At 34.2% G+C, this 17,073-nt stretch carries 16 protein-coding genes; 8 read left to right on the forward strand and 8 right to left on the reverse strand.

Annotated elements, in window-relative coordinates; all coding sequences use genetic code 11:
* Nucleotides 1-5: 5 nt before the first annotated feature.
* Nucleotides 6-569: a phosphoribosylglycinamide formyltransferase gene (gene purN, locus BMY96_RS04495; protein WP_092849597.1), complete on the reverse strand. Its 564-nt coding sequence runs from the start codon at nucleotides 567-569 to the stop codon at nucleotides 6-8.
* Between the two features lie 187 nt (nucleotides 570-756).
* Between purN and BMY96_RS04500 the strand changes: the two genes are divergently transcribed.
* The 5 genes from BMY96_RS04500 (at nucleotide 757) to pyk (ending at nucleotide 5,081) form a co-directional block, all read left to right on the forward strand.
* Entirely contained in the window at nucleotides 757-990 is a 234-nt protein-coding gene (locus BMY96_RS04500; protein ID WP_007647141.1) for an acyl carrier protein, read from the forward strand.
* 25 nt (nucleotides 991-1,015) lie between these two features.
* Nucleotides 1,016-2,266, forward strand: a complete 1,251-nt coding sequence (fabF, locus tag BMY96_RS04505; RefSeq protein ID WP_092849599.1) for a beta-ketoacyl-ACP synthase II — start codon at nucleotides 1,016-1,018, stop codon at nucleotides 2,264-2,266.
* Between the two features lie 7 nt (nucleotides 2,267-2,273).
* Nucleotides 2,274-3,014, forward strand: a complete 741-nt coding sequence (gene rnc, locus BMY96_RS04510; protein ID WP_092849602.1) for a ribonuclease III — start codon at nucleotides 2,274-2,276, stop codon at nucleotides 3,012-3,014.
* Nucleotides 3,015-3,153: 139 nt separating this feature from the next.
* On the forward strand, nucleotides 3,154-3,639 hold the full coding sequence (locus BMY96_RS04515) for an IPExxxVDY family protein (RefSeq protein ID WP_092849605.1): 486 nt from the start codon (nucleotides 3,154-3,156) through the stop codon (nucleotides 3,637-3,639).
* Nucleotides 3,639-5,081 (forward strand): pyruvate kinase, encoded by a 1,443-nt coding sequence (gene pyk / locus BMY96_RS04520; RefSeq protein ID WP_092849607.1) that lies wholly within the window; start codon nucleotides 3,639-3,641, stop codon nucleotides 5,079-5,081. Before BMY96_RS04515 ends, pyk begins: the two co-directional genes overlap by 1 nt.
* Nucleotides 5,082-5,383: 302 nt before the next feature.
* On the opposite strand, the gene BMY96_RS04525 is transcribed toward pyk, so the two are convergent.
* The 4 genes from BMY96_RS04525 to dinB form a co-directional block, all read right to left on the reverse strand.
* A complete protein-coding gene (locus tag BMY96_RS04525; protein ID WP_092849609.1) occupies nucleotides 5,384-6,229 on the reverse strand; it encodes a DUF4238 domain-containing protein in 846 nt (281 codons plus the stop codon).
* A 142-nt stretch (nucleotides 6,230-6,371) separates the two neighbouring features.
* A complete protein-coding gene (locus tag BMY96_RS04530) occupies nucleotides 6,372-7,739 on the reverse strand; it encodes a DUF4374 domain-containing protein (RefSeq protein ID WP_092849886.1) in 1,368 nt (455 codons plus the stop codon).
* 19 nt (nucleotides 7,740-7,758) lie between these two features.
* Nucleotides 7,759-10,179 (reverse strand): TonB-dependent receptor, encoded by a 2,421-nt coding sequence (locus tag BMY96_RS04535; protein ID WP_092849612.1) that lies wholly within the window; start codon nucleotides 10,177-10,179, stop codon nucleotides 7,759-7,761.
* A 251-nt stretch (nucleotides 10,180-10,430) separates the two neighbouring features.
* A complete protein-coding gene (gene dinB / locus BMY96_RS04540) occupies nucleotides 10,431-11,531 on the reverse strand; it encodes a DNA polymerase IV (protein ID WP_092849614.1) in 1,101 nt (366 codons plus the stop codon).
* A 53-nt stretch (nucleotides 11,532-11,584) separates the two neighbouring features.
* On the opposite strand from dinB, the gene BMY96_RS04545 reads away from it, so the two are divergent.
* From BMY96_RS04545 to BMY96_RS04555, 3 genes are read left to right on the forward strand one after another with little or no spacing between them, the layout of a single operon-like run.
* Nucleotides 11,585-12,073, forward strand: a complete 489-nt coding sequence (locus BMY96_RS04545; RefSeq protein ID WP_092849616.1) for a CYTH domain-containing protein — start codon at nucleotides 11,585-11,587, stop codon at nucleotides 12,071-12,073.
* A 12-nt stretch (nucleotides 12,074-12,085) separates the two neighbouring features.
* Entirely contained in the window at nucleotides 12,086-12,619 is a 534-nt protein-coding gene (locus BMY96_RS04550) for a YciI family protein (RefSeq protein WP_092849618.1), read from the forward strand.
* 38 nt (nucleotides 12,620-12,657) lie between these two features.
* Nucleotides 12,658-13,494 (forward strand): endonuclease/exonuclease/phosphatase family protein, encoded by an 837-nt coding sequence (locus tag BMY96_RS04555; RefSeq protein ID WP_175473510.1) that lies wholly within the window; start codon nucleotides 12,658-12,660, stop codon nucleotides 13,492-13,494.
* Here BMY96_RS04555 and pbpC read toward each other — a convergent pair whose 3' ends face one another.
* The 3 genes from pbpC to BMY96_RS04570 all read right to left on the reverse strand — a co-directional run bounded on the left by pbpC (nucleotide 13,495) and on the right by BMY96_RS04570 (nucleotide 17,073).
* Nucleotides 13,495-15,846: a penicillin-binding protein 1C gene (gene pbpC / locus BMY96_RS04560; protein WP_092849625.1), complete on the reverse strand. Its 2,352-nt coding sequence runs from the start codon at nucleotides 15,844-15,846 to the stop codon at nucleotides 13,495-13,497.
* 157 nt (nucleotides 15,847-16,003) lie between these two features.
* Nucleotides 16,004-16,327, reverse strand: coding sequence for an antibiotic biosynthesis monooxygenase family protein (locus tag BMY96_RS04565; protein ID WP_092849628.1), 324 nt, complete (start codon nucleotides 16,325-16,327; stop codon nucleotides 16,004-16,006).
* Nucleotides 16,328-16,341: 14 nt separating this feature from the next.
* Nucleotides 16,342-17,073, reverse strand: a complete 732-nt coding sequence (locus tag BMY96_RS04570) for a YqjF family protein (RefSeq protein ID WP_092849631.1) — start codon at nucleotides 17,071-17,073, stop codon at nucleotides 16,342-16,344.

Here is a 17,073-nt window from a genome sequence, read left to right on the forward strand (position 1 = left end):
GATTTTTATTTTAATATTTCTGCTACCAACTTAGGAAAGTGTTCCATTTCCAATTCATGAATTTTTGCGGCAACATTTTCAGCTGAATCATTAGGATTTACATCGCATTTTGCTTGAAAAATGATGGCGCCTTCATCATAATGTTCATTTACATAATGAATTGTTATACCCGTTTCGGTTTCCTTGTTATTAACAACGGCTTCATGAACGTTCATGCCATACATACCTTTGCCTCCAAATTTTGGCAATAATGCAGGGTGTACATTTATTACTTTATTAGGGAAAGCATTCAATATATTTTCAGGAAACTTCCATAAAAAACCAGCTAAAACAATTAAATCTGGCTTGGATGCTTTTAAAATATTAAGCACGTCTTCTGTGTGGGAAAGCGCTATTCTATTGAATGATAGGGCGCTAACCTTTAGTTTTTTTGCACGCTCCAAAACTTTGGCATGAGGATTGTTAGTTAGTACCTGAATAACAGACGCATTATCGCTGTTGTGAAAAAACTTAATTAGATTTTCAGCATTAGTACCACTCCCGGACGCAAAAATTACAATACGTTTCATTTTACAGACTATAATGTTAAAGATTATTCGAACAAAAAAAAGAATAATTATTAACAATTAGAAGGTAAAAACTAAATACTTAAAACTAATTTTAGTAAATTACCATCACATTTTTAAACTAAAGGTGATTTATAAAATAAAGTTTTTTATTTTTGCCAACTAATTAAAACATTTAAATTAAAAAATTATGTCAGACATTGCATCAAGAGTAAAAGCGATTATCGTGGACAAATTAGGAGTAGATGAAAACGAAGTTGTTACTGAAGCTAGCTTCACAAACGATTTAGGAGCAGACTCTTTAGACACTGTAGAATTAATTATGGAATTCGAAAAAGAATTCGATATTCAAATACCAGACGATCAAGCTGAAAACATCGCTACAGTAGGTCAAGCTATTTCTTATATCGAAGCAGCTAAATAAGTAAAAAAAACAATCAAAATACTTTATGGAATTAAAGCGAGTTGTAGTCACAGGTTTAGGCGCTTTAACACCAATTGGCAATACCAAAGACGAATATTGGGAAGGCTTAATTAGTGGGAAAAGTGGAGCTGCGCCTATAACATATTATGATACCGAGAAGTTTAAAACAAAATTCGCTTGCGAGTTAAAAAACTTTAACGTTACCGATTTTATAGATAGAAAAGAAGCCCGTAAAATGGATAAGTTTGCCCAATACGCTATGGTAGCGGCAGACGAAGCTATTGCAGACGCTAAATTAGATCTAGACAAAGTCAATAAGTTACGTGTTGGTGTTATTTGGGGAGCAGGTATTGGTGGTTTAGAAACCTTTCAGAATGAAGTTTTAAACTTTGCCTCTGGAGATGGAACACCAAGATTTAATCCTTTTTTTATTCCTAAAATGATTGCTGATATTGCACCAGGTAATATCTCTATAAAACATGGTTTTATGGGGCCTAATTACACAACGGTTTCTGCATGCGCCTCGTCTGCAAACGCTATGTTCGATGCTTTAAACTCTATACGTTTAGGACATACAGATGTAGTGGTTACAGGAGGAAGTGAAGCAGCGGTTACCATAGCTGGTATGGGTGGTTTTAATGCTATGCATGCACTATCTACTAGAAATGAAAGTCCAGAAACGGCATCCAGACCTTTTGACGCTACCAGAGATGGTTTTGTTTTAGGTGAAGGTGCAGGGGCATTAATTCTTGAAGAATACGAACATGCTAAAGCAAGAGGAGCTAAAATATATGCAGAATGTATTGGAGGAGGTTTATCTTCTGATGCTTACCATATGACGGCGCCACACCCAGAAGGTATTGGAGTTATTGCAGTAATGAAAAATTGTTTAGAAAATGCAGGCCTAAAGCCGGAAGATGTAGACCATATTAATACACATGGTACATCTACACCTTTAGGAGATGTTGCAGAACTTAAAGCAATTTCAGAAGTATTTGGAAGTCACGCTAAGAACATAAATATTAATTCGACAAAATCTATGACAGGTCACCTTTTAGGTGCAGCTGGCGCTATTGAAGCGATATCGGTTATTTTAGCTATGGAGCACGGTATGGTGCCACCAACTATTAACCACGCTACAGTAGACGAAAACATTGATCCAGAATTAAATTTAACTTTAAACAAGGCTCAAAAGCGAGACGTAAAAGTAGCAATGAGTAATACATTTGGATTTGGCGGTCATAACGCTTGTGTATTATTCAAAAAACTAGATTAAATCCCGAATGGAAAGCATTCGTAACATATTAAATTCCCGTTTTAAACGCAACGGGAATTTTTTTATGGAATTAACCAAAATTCTTGGTTTTAAACCCAAGAAAATCAAGTACTTTAAAAAGGCCTTTACCCATCGGTCTATGAATATTAAAGACACTAAAGGCAATCCGTTTAATTACGAGCGGTTAGAGTTTTTAGGTGATGCCATGTTAAGTTCTGTAATTGCCTCACATTTATACTTAGAGGTACCCAGTGGAGATGAAGGCTACCTAACCAAAATGCGATCTAAAGTAGTAAGTAGAGAGCATCTTAATGATTTAGGAAAAGAGTTAAAACTAATAGATTTAGTTGAAAGTAAAATTCCGCCAGGGCAATTTGGCGATAATATTCATGGTAACTTATTTGAAGCCTTAGTAGGCGCCATATTTTTAGATAGAGGTTATAAATACTGCGAAAAGTTTATTTTTAAACGCATTATAATACCTCATGTAGATATTGAAACGCTAGAAGGTAAAGTAATAAGTTATAAAAGTTTACTAATAGAGTGGTGCCAAAAAGAAAAGAAAACCTTTGGTTATAATGTATACGAAGATACCGGTAATGATGATGTTAGGCATTTTTCGGTAAAACTATCTATCGATAATAAGGTTATTGCAAAAGCTAGGGCAACCTCTAAGAAAAAGGCTGAAGAAAAAGCATCAAAGCGAGCCTTCTTTGCCTTTCAAAACAAAATGTCTAGAATGCTTTAAGAATTAAAAGTTCTTTTTAAGTATTAAATTTTTATTGCGGTTCACTACAACGTTTTAGTCGCATTTCTTCTTAAGATTACCTTAAACTTACTATAACCGAACGTTTTTAATATTATATTTACGCAAATTAAAATAAGTTATGGCGGTTCACAAACTTATTCTTGATGATGCTTTTGATGATGCATTATATACCTTAATTGCAATACATTGCAGGCTTGAAGACTATCGATTAGCTTATCTTCTAAATAAACGTTTAGGTATTGTGCTTTCTAGAAAAGCGTCAGATTTAGATTTTTATAACGGACACGTGTCTTATTCGATTTTCGAATGGGAAGATAAAAAACAACTAACAGTTTGGAGCTTAGTGTCTAATATTTGTAAAACCACCGAACTTAAGCAATCAGATAATACGTCGTTATTCGACAATCAAGAAAAAATAACTAAAACGTTTCAGTTATTACCTGAATATAAAACTGTTAACTATTTTTTAAAAATAGACAGCGAAATCAGTTTAAGTAAAGAAAAATATATATTAGACAGTATATTAAGTATTCCGCAAATTGCAACCGCTTACAGTGTAGATTCTAGTCAATTGAAATCAAAAGAAAATCTAATTTTTAACTAATGTCAATAGATAAAAAAACGAAAATAGTAGCCACTCTAGGGCCCGCTACCAGTACCAAGGAAGTCTTAAAAGGAATGCTTGAACAAGGCGCTAACGTATTTAGAATTAACTTTTCGCATGCCGACTATAATGATGTAAAAGCGCGCGTACAAATGATACGTGAGTTAAATGAAGAATATGGATTTACAGCAGCAATACTTGCCGATTTACAAGGTCCTAAACTTCGTGTTGGTGTTATGAAAGATGAGGTTGTTGTAAACCCAGGAGATGAGATTATTTTTGCTACCGGAGAGCGGTTTGAAGGTACAAAAGAGCGTGTTTACATGACTTATGATAGTTTTCCTCAAGATGCAAAACCAGGAGAACGTATTCTTTTAGATGATGGGAAATTATTGTTTACGGTGGTTTCTACAGATGGAAAATCTGAAGTAAAGGCTAAAGTAGTACAAGGTGGACCGTTAAAATCTAAAAAAGGGGTAAACCTTCCTAATACAGATATATCACAACCTGCTTTAACAGAAAAAGATATTGAAGATGCTATTTTCGCTATTAGTTTAGATGTAGATTGGATAGCACTTTCATTTGTGCGTCATGCAGAAGATTTAATGCAACTGCGCGATTTAATAGCAAAACATGGTGATCATAAAATTCCAATTATTGCTAAAATCGAAAAGCCGGAAGCTGTAGAGAATATCGATAAAATTGTTGCACATTGTGATGGTTTAATGGTAGCTCGTGGCGATCTAGGTGTAGAAGTTCCAGCAGAAGAAGTACCACTTATCCAAAAGCAATTGGTATTACGTGCAAAAAGAGCAAGAATTCCGGTAATTATTGCAACGCAAATGATGGAGACTATGATTGATAGTTTAACGCCAACACGAGCAGAAGTAAATGACGTTGCCAACTCGGTAATGGATGGTGCCGATGCTGTAATGTTATCTGGCGAAACATCGGTAGGTCAATATCCTGTGCAAGTTATCAAGAAAATGGCCGACATTTTAAAAAATGTTGAAAATTCAAATTTAATTAAAGTACCTCAATTACCTCCACATATTCGTACTAACCGTTACATAACAAAATCAATCTGTTACCACGCGGCTAATATGGCAAACGAAATTAATGCGAAAGCCATTTCTACGTTAACAAATAGTGGATACACAGCATTTCAAATTTCGGCTTGGAGACCTTCATGTCATATCTTAGTGTTTACATCAAACCACCGTATTTTAACGCGTTTAAGCTTACTTTGGGGTGTTCGTGCATTCTATTACGATAAGTTTGTAAGTACCGATGAAACTATAGAAGATGTTAACGCAATAGCCTGTAAAAAAGGATACTTAAATGTTGGCGATATGGTTATTAGTTTAGCTGCAATGCCAATGAAAGATAAAGGTATGGTAAACACGCTACGTGTTACAGAAATAGAAACTTGTAATTTATAGTAATATATATTTGGGCGCTTGCCTGCCAGTAGGCAGGTTAACCGAAATGGGTCGCGCTTTCCATTATAACTTTTAAATAAAAAAAAACTGCCGTAAAAGGCAGTTTTTTCTATTTAAACTGATGCCGTTTCAATCGCTAAGGCAGGTGTTTGTTAGTTTATGGCTTAATTCGAAAAATTGTTTTGTTTTGGAAAAGGGTTTTTTAACGGTTTGTTAAATACAAACAGAATATGAAATCCCTAAGGATTTTCGTAAGCAAGCGCGAAATAGCAATAAAACATAAACGATGTTATATGCCGTATTTATTCAATAAATGAGAATTCCATTCCAAGAATAGGATAATCATATGATTTTAAGTGTAATGTTTTATCATTGTAAGTACTATTCCTTTCAGGTCTTATTTTCATATATTCTATAATCTTTGATAAAGATTCTTTTTCGAGCGGTTTATTTGAGTATACTTCTCGGTTGCAATTTCCAATTGTATAATTGTTAAGATAATCAATATCCTGTTCGGTTACATTATTGCTTTTTAATTTAATAACTTGATTGCTCAAAGCAAGGAGAGAAATTTTTGGATTTATAGCTATATAAATTATCGCTGGGTTTTTTCCTTTTGCATTAAGTGTTAATGTTGGATTATCAGAAGTAATAAACCTTTCGTCTTTATTTCTTATAAGTAAACAAGTCCAGTTTTTTTCTATTAGTTTAAGAGACTCTTCATGTGTTTTTCCAATTTTATTGTTCATTATTGTTTTTGTCCAATAAGTTTCAATACAATTGTGATAGATTTCTATTCTTTCTTTTTCAGATAAATTTTCAAAGCATCTATTTCTTATTAAAAATTGGGAAGAATGGAGTAGAAATAAACAACTTAATATTTCAGGTTTAGGTCCTTTGTTTTCTAATAATTCTTTAACCAATTTCGTCCACGCGTTTTCGAATTTTTGAAAGTATTCCTCTGCTTTGTTTGGATCTGTTTTTGAATAGAAATGTCTAGCGACTCCTGTTTTAGATGCCGAAGTAATTCTACTTCCATTTATGTCTGTAACGTATATTTTAGATTTTCTTCCATTAGGAATGTTATCCACACTCCAAAATTGAAGATAAGTTGCAGGTACAAAATGTGGTTTTTTGGTTATATTCATTTGGCATATAATGTTTCACGGATGACGTTAAACAAATCTAGACAAATTTTCTGACAAATCCTGGTGTGCCAAATACCTTGTAAACAAAAAAGGCAAGCTTTAAAAGCTCGCCTTTTTTATAAATATATAAATAATTGCTTTACTAGAACGTTCCAATAAAGTGGCTTCCCGTAATGTTTACTAACTCTGCACCTTTGGTTACATTTCCAGTTTCGGTATCTACAACATAAATATTACCATTTTGCCCTACTGGAGCTTGAGTTACGTAAATGTCGTTGTCTTGTACCACAAAACCTTGGTACTGGAACAAGTATAAATCTGTATTATCAGGAATACCATTAATTTTTACGGCTGTTTTAGCGTTTAAATCTACTAAAGCAAAAAAGCCTTGTGCACCGGCTACACCTTCGGCAGAACCATTATGACGGTAAGCTAACACAGCTTTTCCGTTTGCTGCTGGTCTCCATGCAAGAATATATGCACCTTCTACGCCTAAAGCATCGTCTAAATTAAAATCGTAAGTATCATCATATTGGTTATTGGCATCAATCTTTAAAATATGAGACCCTTCAGGATCACTTTGGTTGGCTTGGTAAACGCTTCCGTTATACTCAAAAGAGTTAATACTTCTGTAACCATTAGTGTTTCCATGTCCTACAGTAGAGGTTATTACTTGAGGGTTTAATAACGACGGATAATCTAATACAATGGTTTTAGACCCTAAAATTTCGAAATCGCTGTCGCTTTCTGCAGTAGCAGGATCCACCTTGCTTAAACGTGCTCCTATATAAAGTTTATCGCCAGCAGCGTTTAAAGTAGGCATATCAATTCTAGAAAAGTAGTAACCTTGTGCTTCTTCTTCAGCGCTTAATGGTACAACGTGCTCCTCGAAGTTATTTATTGCAGAGTTTACTAAATCTAAAGTTACTACACCTATTGTTGCTTCGGTATGGGTGTAGAAATCATCGGTTTCATCATCTGGAGTACCATTATCGTCAAATTGATGTTCTGTATCTACATAAACTGCAGCACCTGTATTATCGCCATCAAATAGCTTAATCCATCTTGGAGCGGTACCAACGTATGGTGCAATACTAATTGCAGAACCAGTTTGTGTAAAGTTTTGTCCGCCTCCAACAGTGTATTTTGTATAATTTCCACCAGTATCTCCAGCGTAGCTAATATTAAAAATAGTATTTCCATCTTCAGAAGATTGTAATCTTGCAGTTCTGTTTGATGGTGCTATAAAACCATTATCGAAAGCGTTAATTGAAATAGTAGGGTCTTTGGCATCTTCAGTACTTACCGAGTAAATTAATGTCCCTCCATTTCCATCTCCTGGATTGGTTCCCATTTTAGCTGCTGCAACCGTTATCCATCTAGAATTTGTTTGTTCTGGATTAGGGTCTGTAGTTCCACCATTATCGTCGTCGCTAGTACAAGCTGTAAAAAGTCCAATTGATATGGCTAAAAGCCCTAAGGTTTGGATATTTAAAAAATTACGTTTCATTTGTGATTTATTTATTTGGTTAAAATTTATGAATTGAATAATTGAGTTTAAAGTAAAATGCACGTCCTGGTTTTTGTACAGATAGGTTATCGTAAACAGGCTTATCGAATATATTTTTAATGTCGAAACTAACCACTAATTGCTTGTTTGGAAAGGCATAACTAAGTCCGAAATCTTGAGCCAACTGTTCAGGAACTTTAAAAAAATCGTCGCCAACCGTATTACTACCTTGTTTCGGTGAGTATGAGAAATCCTCTGTAAAATGAAATGAATAAAATAAATTTAAACGCGATTTTTGCTGAATTAAATTTTTGAACGAATAGCGTAAATTACCATTCATGGTCATAAAAGGCGTGTTGGGTACATCTATTTCGATGCCGCTATTTACAATGTTTAATTCGAATTTAGACACATTAAAATTAAGTGTAAAGTTTCGGTTATACGTATAATTTAATTGGGCATCGATACCTTTAGAAGTTCCACTACCTTGATTTACATAGAGTATTAATTCGTCATCAATATTAAACGAGTTTTCAATAGGTAAGCCAATTCTATCCTTAATATTTCTAGTAAACAGGTTGGTTGAAACCGTTAAGCCATGTTTATTAAAATTAAATTTACCAAAACGAAATCCTAAGTTGTAGTTGTTACTTTGTTCTGGTTTAATACTTGGGTTGGCAACTACATTATCGCCATCGTTACCAAAAACTTCGGTTTCGTTTGGTAGTCGAATTGCTTTTTCTGCTGATGCCAATACGGTTAGTTTTGGAGTAATAGCATACGAGGTGGCAAAGCCATAACCATTAAATGTATTGTTACTGCTAACTATCTCGTCTACAACTGTACTATTCCCTTCCGAATCCGTTTCAATAGCAGGATCAATACTAGTTGTTTTTTGTTGGTAGTGTTTTCCGAATAGGCTGGCTTTAAACTTGTTTTCGAAGGCCGATATCTCGTAAGTTAAAGCGTAAATATTTTTATCGAAATTTCTAGTGCCTTTAAAGGTGTTTTCTAAATACGATTGTAAAGCATCGCTATCTTCTCTATCAATACCGCTATACACATAGTTTACTAATACTTTGTGATGCTCATTAATTTCATAAGACACTCCGGTTCTAATAGAGGCTACATGACGTTTTATTTTAGCTAGCGTTGGGCCACCTTCTTGTTGCGAACCCCATGTGTATTCGTATTCGTCACCTCTAAAATCAATGGCGCGCTCACCATTCCAGCTGTAAGCTGCAGCAACGGTATCGTTAACGGCACGGTTTCTTTTGCCATAAACACCGTTAATATTTACATCTAGCCCTTCGGTAAAAAGGTCTTTCTTTTGGTAGGTTAAATTTGCTAGTAAAGCATCAGATTCTAAAAAACGACCTTTGTAAGGTGTAATGGTCATAAAAGCACCGTGTTGCACTTCTTTATAATCTTCTGAGGCATTAAATCCGATTAAAAATTGATCGGCCCATTTTACATTGGTATACCCAATTTGTGCCATTCCGCCGGTAGAGCGATAAGTGTCGTTAAATCGTCTTGCTGTAATTGGAGTTTGTACACCGCCTAAGCCGGTAACAACTATGCTTCGTCCTGAAACTTTATAGTCGTTATCGGAATAATTGTTAAATAGAGAGCCCTTTACTGTAAAGCCAGACTTATCAAACCGATATAAACCATTAATATGTGTTTGGACGGTGTTAAAAGAACCATAGGACACAGAGGCATTTAAATGGCTTCGAGTGCCTTTGTGGAGTACAATATTAATGGCGCCACCTAAGGCATCGTCTGCTAAATGTCCTGGAACTACACCTTTGTAAACCTCAATATCTTTAATCATTGAAGGTGGAATGCTGTTTAAGTTATAGGAGTTTCCATAAACAGATATAGGTATGCCATCTATAAATATACGTATTGCACTGCCCGACAAGCCATTTAAGCTGTAACTAACGCTAGAGCCTAAGCCACCATTTTGCCTAATTTTAACTCCGGCCGTGGCGTTTAGCAATTCGTTAGTTTGCATGTTTCTAAGACCAGCTTCTTTGGTTTTAATTACACTTACTGCAAAGCCTTGGGTTTCTTTTATTGTTTTATTAGATTTTCTAATTACTTGAACCTCGTCTAAATCTTGATAATCGGTTAATGTTAAGGTTGTGTGTATAGTTTTTTTATTCGCATCTAAAACCACCTTAATTTTTTTGGGTTTAGCATCAATAGAATAAATTTCTAAATGATACTCTCCAAAAGGAATAGTATTAAATTTAAATTCGCCATCTATACCTGTTGCCGTTTCTTTTTTAAGCGTTTTGTTTTGGATAGTTACGTAGGCTCCAAGAACGGGTTCGTTATTATTAAAAGTAACAAGTCCTTCTAGTGTGCAATTCTGACTAAAAGTAATACTGCTAAGTAGCAGTAAAAGTAAAAATGGACTTTTGTTAAGAAACATGGTTGTTTTTTTTTACAAAAGTAGCCTTATTTAGATTTAGTCCAAATAAAGATATAACATTTTCACATATCTAGTTTATAGTGTTAAAATTTTATTGATATCAAAATTTATAATTATTTATTTTAAATAGTAATCAAAAAAATCTGTTATTTTTAATAATTCTAAATAGAAGAAATTGAATTTAAATTGCATTTTTAAGGTGATTTTCATTAAAAAAATGAATTTTAACAGCGAAAAGGATTGTTTTTTGGCTAAAACTCGAATTTTAACTGGACACTCACACTTGCAGTTGGTTGTGGCTTTTCTTTTTTTTCTGTGTTTAAGCTAGACATAGAAATGCCCAACAGCCTAACAGAATTATTTAAAGTTTCTTGGTAGAGCAACTGTGTTGCTGTTTCTAAAATTACATCCTTATCACTTATGTAATATGGTAATGTTTTACTGCGTGTTTGTAATGTAAAATCGCTGTATTTTATTTTTAAGGTTACGGTTTTACCGGCCACTTTGCTTTTTAGTAACCTACGCGATACCTCTTCTGCAATTTGTTTTAGTTTGTCTAGCATAAATATTTCCGACGATAAATTTTCGCTAAACGTCCGTTCGGCAGCCAAACTTTTTCTAATTCTATCTGGTTTTACCTCGCTATCTTGAATACCTCTAACTATGTTATAATAGTATCGTCCAGATTTTCCGAAGTTTTTATCCAGATATTCTAATGATTTGTTTTTTAAATCTAAACCCGTAAAAATGCCTTTTTGGTACATTTTTTCGGCCGTAACTTTGCCTACACCATAAAATTTTCGAATATCCAATTGTTCTAAAAACTCAATAACTTCCTCGGGATTTACCGTTTTTTGTCCGTTTGGTTTATTGTAATCGCTTGCTACCTTAGCAATAAATTTGTTAATTGAAATACCAGCAGAGGCTGTTAAACCCACTTCTTCAAAAATTCTAGTTCTAATCTCTTCAGCAATTTTCGAGGCACTTGGGTTTCCTTTTTTGTTTACAGTAACATCCAAATACGCTTCATCTAAAGATAGTGGTTCTACCAAATCGGTATAATCATGAAAAATTTTTCTAATTTTTTTAGATATTTCGGCGTACCGTTCAAAATTTGTTTTCACAAAAATAAGATGCGGACATAGTTTTATAGCCAATGAGCCAGACATCGCACTTTTTACTCCAAATTTTCTAGCCTCGTAACTCGCAGCACTAATAACACCGCGTTTTCCGCCACCACCCACGGCAATTGCTTTGCCTTTAAGTTCTGGGTTATCCAATTGCTCTACAGAGGCATAAAACGCATCCATATCAACATGAATAATTTTTCTTACTGGAAAATTGCTAGACATACCGTAAATTTAGGCATTAAATGCCTGTTTATTAAAATAAGATTAGGATAAAAATGATAGAAATTGAACGTAAATTTTTGGTGACTTCAAATGCTTTTAAAACAGAGGCTTTTAAATCTACACGTATTATACAAGGATATTTAAATTCCAATAAGAATAGAGCTGTTAGAGTACGGATTAAAGGTGAGCAAGGGTTTTTAACCATAAAAGGGGCCTCATCAAAAAATGGATTGTCCCGTTTTGAATGGGAAAAAGAAATTCCCCGTAAAGAAGCTCAAGAATTGTTAAATTTGTGCGAACCTGGTGTTATTGATAAAACGCGTTACGAGGTAAAAGTAGGACCTCATATTTTTGAAGTTGATACGTTTTATGGCGATAATGAAGGTTTAATTATAGCCGAAGTCGAACTAAAAAACGAAAATGAAACTTTTGAAAAACCAAATTGGTTAGGCGAAGAGGTTTCTGGCCAAATAAAATATTATAACTCGCAGTTAAGTAACACCCCTTTTAACACGTGGGATACGTCCTGTAATAATTTATAAAAAATGAAATTAATGAAAAGAATTCTAGTAATATTTACGCTTAGTTTCGTGCTATTTGCATGTAAAGACAATTCAGTAAAACCGGAAACAGAAGAGGTTGTTAATGAGGTTAGTAATGTTATAAATGATGTTGCTGAAATAGAACCAGAAGTTCCGAAAACTATAAAGGAAATTAAGGAAGAACTTACGGCTAAAGGTTTTCAAATTTTCGATTATGTAGATGAAGCCACTCAAGATACTATCATAATGCAGCAGTATTTTATGGCGTTTTTAAAAAAAGGTGCTATTCGTATGCAAAACGAAGAGGAATCTGCAAAACTCCAAAAACAACATTTGGCACATTTAAAAAAAATGTACCAGTTAGGTTATGCTGATATTTCTGGTCCTTTTGGTGATGATGGCGATATTCGCGGTATAACCATTTACAATGTACCAACTTTAAAAATGGCCGATAGTTTAGCAAATTCAGATCCAATGGTTAAGGCCGGAAGATTAGTGATTGAAGTACACCCTTGGTGGGCCGCAAAAGGTTTTGAATTACGCTAATGCTAAAGTTTATTAGAGGGCTTTACCTCGTTTTAAATATGGCAATTATTATTGCTTTATTAGCCATTCATTTTGTGGTTAAAGAAAGTAGCCATCAAAGCTCCTTGCTTTATTACATGTTGCCTTTACCCATTATAATTGTTGCAGTTTTAGTTTTAAGTGTTTTTTTATCTAAAAGATATAGAAGGTATAACCTCATATTAACCGGATTGTTATTGGTAATTTGGTTAAGCCGAAGTTTTAAAATTAATATTCCGGAAGACGCTCAAGAAAACGATTTAGAAGTTGTTTTATGGAACGCATCTCGAGAAAATAATTTTAAAGAAGCTTTTATAGAAAACGAAAATATTCCTGATGTTTTTGTTTTGGTTGAAGCTCGTAGAATGAATATTAAAAGGCTTCAGCTTGATTTTCCTGAGTATCATTTTTATTTTTCTGGTGAAGAAATTTCCATTTTTTCTAGAACACCTATCGAAAATATTGAAGTAAATCAGAACAAATTCAGAACCGTTATTGTAAGCTTTAAAGTGAAAGATATTCGTTTTTATGCTGTTGATGGTGTAGGAAGCTTAGATGTTCCTCGAGCTTGGGGTTTAGATTTTATTGATGCACAAATAGAAGAAAAAGAACGCGCTGTGTTGCTAGGGGATTTTAATGTGCCTTTTGAGTCGAAATTTTTTAGTGCCATTAAATCTAATTTTAATCATGCTTTTAATGAAAAAGGAAATGGATTTCGCGAAACGTGGTTTTGGAATATGCCCTTGCTTTCTTTAGATCATATTTGGGTTTCAAAAGACTTGCAGGTTGTAGCTACAAAAAAAATAAACACGTTTAAAAGCGATCATTGTATGATTAGAACAACCATTAGATGGTAATTATTCTGATATTTCAAATTGTCGTTTTGCCTCGTTTCCAAATGCATCAACAACCGTAATAATATGTTGCCCTGATGTTGGTTTAACCGCTAACTCATGAATATCTTTTGTGCTTCCAATAAACCTTTCATCAACATACCAGAACACTGTAGTTTCTGGCTTGGAATGGGCAATTTTTAAAATAAGATTGTTGGTATTGCCATCAAAATCTTTCGGTAAAAAAATACTGTTATTGGCTTTTGGGTAAATAAAATCTATAGACACACTATTTTCGCCTAAACAATCACTTCTAAATTTTGGTAAAGGTTTATAAAATGGATTTTTAGTTTTGTAATAATAAGCCATTAATGGTGGCAGCACAAACCAAGACTTATGGTTAATATTACTTAAATCCTCGCACGAAGCGTTCACTTGAAAGGAGTTATTTTTATCCAAATGAATTAAAACATGATACGGACATGGTTTGGTTTTTAGTCCGCTAATTTGAATGTATTTTTCTTGGGTATCATTGCAATTTGGAGAAGCTCTATGGCCGCTTTGTTTGCATATAGTAACGTTTTGCATTTCATCAAAAGGTTTAGCAAACCAATCGGAATTTGGTAAAGCATCAAAAACATCAAATAAAATTGGGGCAGCGGTTTGCACGCCAACTAATCCTGGTCGGCCTTCGCCATCGGCATTTCCAACCCAAACACCAACCACATAATCTTTTGTGGTTCCAATGGCCCAAGCATCTCTAAAGCCGAAACTGGTACCGGTTTTCCAAGCTATTTGCTTCGAGCCATCAAAAAACTCCCAACTTTCATCACTTTCAGGTCGGTTTACTTCTTTTAAACTTTCGTAGGTAAGATATATAGAGGCGGCATCAAAAAGCGTTTTATCCGTAGTTTTGTTTCCAAAATCAACCACTTCAGAAGCCAAAAACGTAGGTTCGCAAAATTCATTTGAAAAGTACTCGCTAGAATGTTCAGAGAAATGGTTTAAGGTTGAAGATAAAGCAGCATAGCTTTTACATAAATCCCAAAGGTTACTTTCGGCACCTCCTAAAACTAAGGATAATCCGTAATGATTGGCATTATATTTTAAATCCTTAAGATGTAGTTGTTTTAAATAATGGTAGAATCTATCTAAACCAAAACTTTGCAACATTCTAACCGCAGGCACATTTAAAGAGCGCGATAAAGCGCGACTTGCAGGTACAGCGCCATCATAGGTTTTGTCGTAGTTTTCTGGGTTATAGCTTCCAAATTGTGTGGGTACATCGGCTACCAAAGTATTAGGTAGTAAGTCGCCAGTATCTAGCATAGCAGCATATAAAAAGGGTTTTAAAATACTACCGGTACTTCTAGGTTTATCAATAATATCCACATCCTTTTGATGTGCTTTATCTGTTGGTGTATTACCTACATAAGCTAAAACTTGTCTGGTTTTTACATTTAAAACTAAAACCGCTGCATTATGAATTTCGTTTTGGCTAAGTTGATTGTAATGCGTTTTTACAATACGGTTTACACGGTCTTGAAGCTTTGTGTTTATGGTAGTATAAATGCGTTGTCCGTAATACTTTTTAGTTATTTTTTGTAATAAATGAGGTGCTATTTGCGGCAGCGGATAAGGTTTTTGAGGCAAACCTTCGGCAATAGAAAGTTTATAGGTAAGTGAATCTAAAATCGCATTATCTAAAAGTTTTTTCAGTAGGCGATTTCGTTTATTTAATAAGCGCTCTTGGTTTTTCCCGGGGTAAATTAAGCTAGGTGCATTTGGTAAAACTGCTAAGGTGGCACTTTCTGCCCACGATAAATCGTTAGCATGTCTATTAAAATACCGCCACGAAGCTGCTTCAAGCCCTACCACATTTCCCCCGAAAGGGGCATTACTGGTATAAAACGCTAAAATATTATCTTTAGACTCTCGTAACTCCAAACGTGTGGCTAGAATTATTTCTTTTACTTTTTCAAAATAGGTTCTAGGTTGTCCTTTTCTCGATAGTCTGATAACCTGTTGCGTTAGGGTGCTTCCGCCACGTTTAATACCTCCAGATTTTAAATTATCTCGTATGGTCTTAAAAATAGAAATTGGGTTAAACCCAGGATGTTTATAAAAGTACTCGTCTTCAAATTGTAGAATACAAGTTTTAAATTTATCGGGAATAGAATCGTTGTGCGGAAAACGCCATTGTCCATCTTTGGCAATTTGTGCACCTAAAAGTTCATTATTGGAACTTGTAATTACAGTAGCTGTAGGGTCTTTAAAAAGTTGTTTTGGCAGACAAAACATATAAGCAAAACATAGTACAGCAATAATTGCCGATTTAATTTTATGTTTCTTTATGGTGTTTATTAGGCCTGTCATTTACCTTTCCGTCCTTTGGACACCTTCCCTTCATGAAGGCAAGGAATTGTGTAGGAGTTTAGTTTTAATTTATTAATATTTTTAATTTAACGCTCATCCATTACAAGCAGGAGCAGATTTAGTTTTGCTAAAGGAAACTAAAAAAGAAGCTGTTTTATTAAGATTCTTGGTTTCTTAGAAACTCATATTCGCGTTCTACTTTGCAAATTCTTACCTTATACCAACTGTACCAATCTTGTCTTCCTTTTTGTTGTGCCTGTAAATGCTCCGTTTGTTGTTTCCAGTTATTAATGGCTTCAACAGTTTCCCAATAGCTAACAGTAATTCCAATACCATCTCTTGCACTTTCCATACCTAGAAAACCAGGTTGCTGTTTGGCTAAATGTTCCATTTTATCAGCCATGTCTGCATAACCTTCAATAATTTCATTTTGAGTTGATGTAAAGATTACCGCATAATACGGTTTAAAGTCATTTGTCATTGCTCAAAAGGTATTTAATTACTAATAAGTGGCATTTTCTTCTTATTCCAAGTTAAAACTTGCACGCCGCTAGAGTAATGCATTCTATCTGGTTGGTTATTTATTAAATGGTTAAAACGCCCATAGTTTAATTTTACACTACTAATGTTTATATTTTGCATGGGCCATTCCACATGGTGCACGTCGTACTCAATAATATGTTTTTTATAATCTTGAAATACCGCATAACGTTCAGTAAGCCATAAATCGGTTTCATCTTTTTTAACAGGCGTTTCATTGCGTTCATATTTTATATAAAACGTGTCATTAAATATATTATTTTCTGATGTAAAAGTAGATGCGTTTCTACTCATTTTAGAATGCCTATATGGAAATTTAGAAAGTGTTTTTAAAACCTTACAAGAAGTTTTTTTACTGCCTTCCATACTTAAAAAGTACACACTAGGCTTGCCATTACAAACCACATAAACACGAATATTTATTTCTTGAAAATCTGAAATGTGAGGGATTTTTGGTAAGCTCCTAACACCAATATTATTCATGTTAAAAGCCACTAAACTTACCCATGTTTTACCGTTAAGAGTATCTACTTTTAAAGGTTTAGGAATTAGCGGTTTAATTAATTCTGGGTTAACTTCCCAATGTAAAAAAACAGCCTTATTCCATTCTTGGTAAAATTTCCAAGAACGTTTTGGGTATGCAAAAGGTCTGTGCGATTTTTGTTTTAATATGTCCTTTGCTTTCAT

Source organism: Algibacter pectinivorans (assembly GCF_900112595.1).
Classification (GTDB): Bacteria; Bacteroidota; Bacteroidia; order Flavobacteriales; family Flavobacteriaceae; genus Algibacter_B; species Algibacter_B pectinivorans.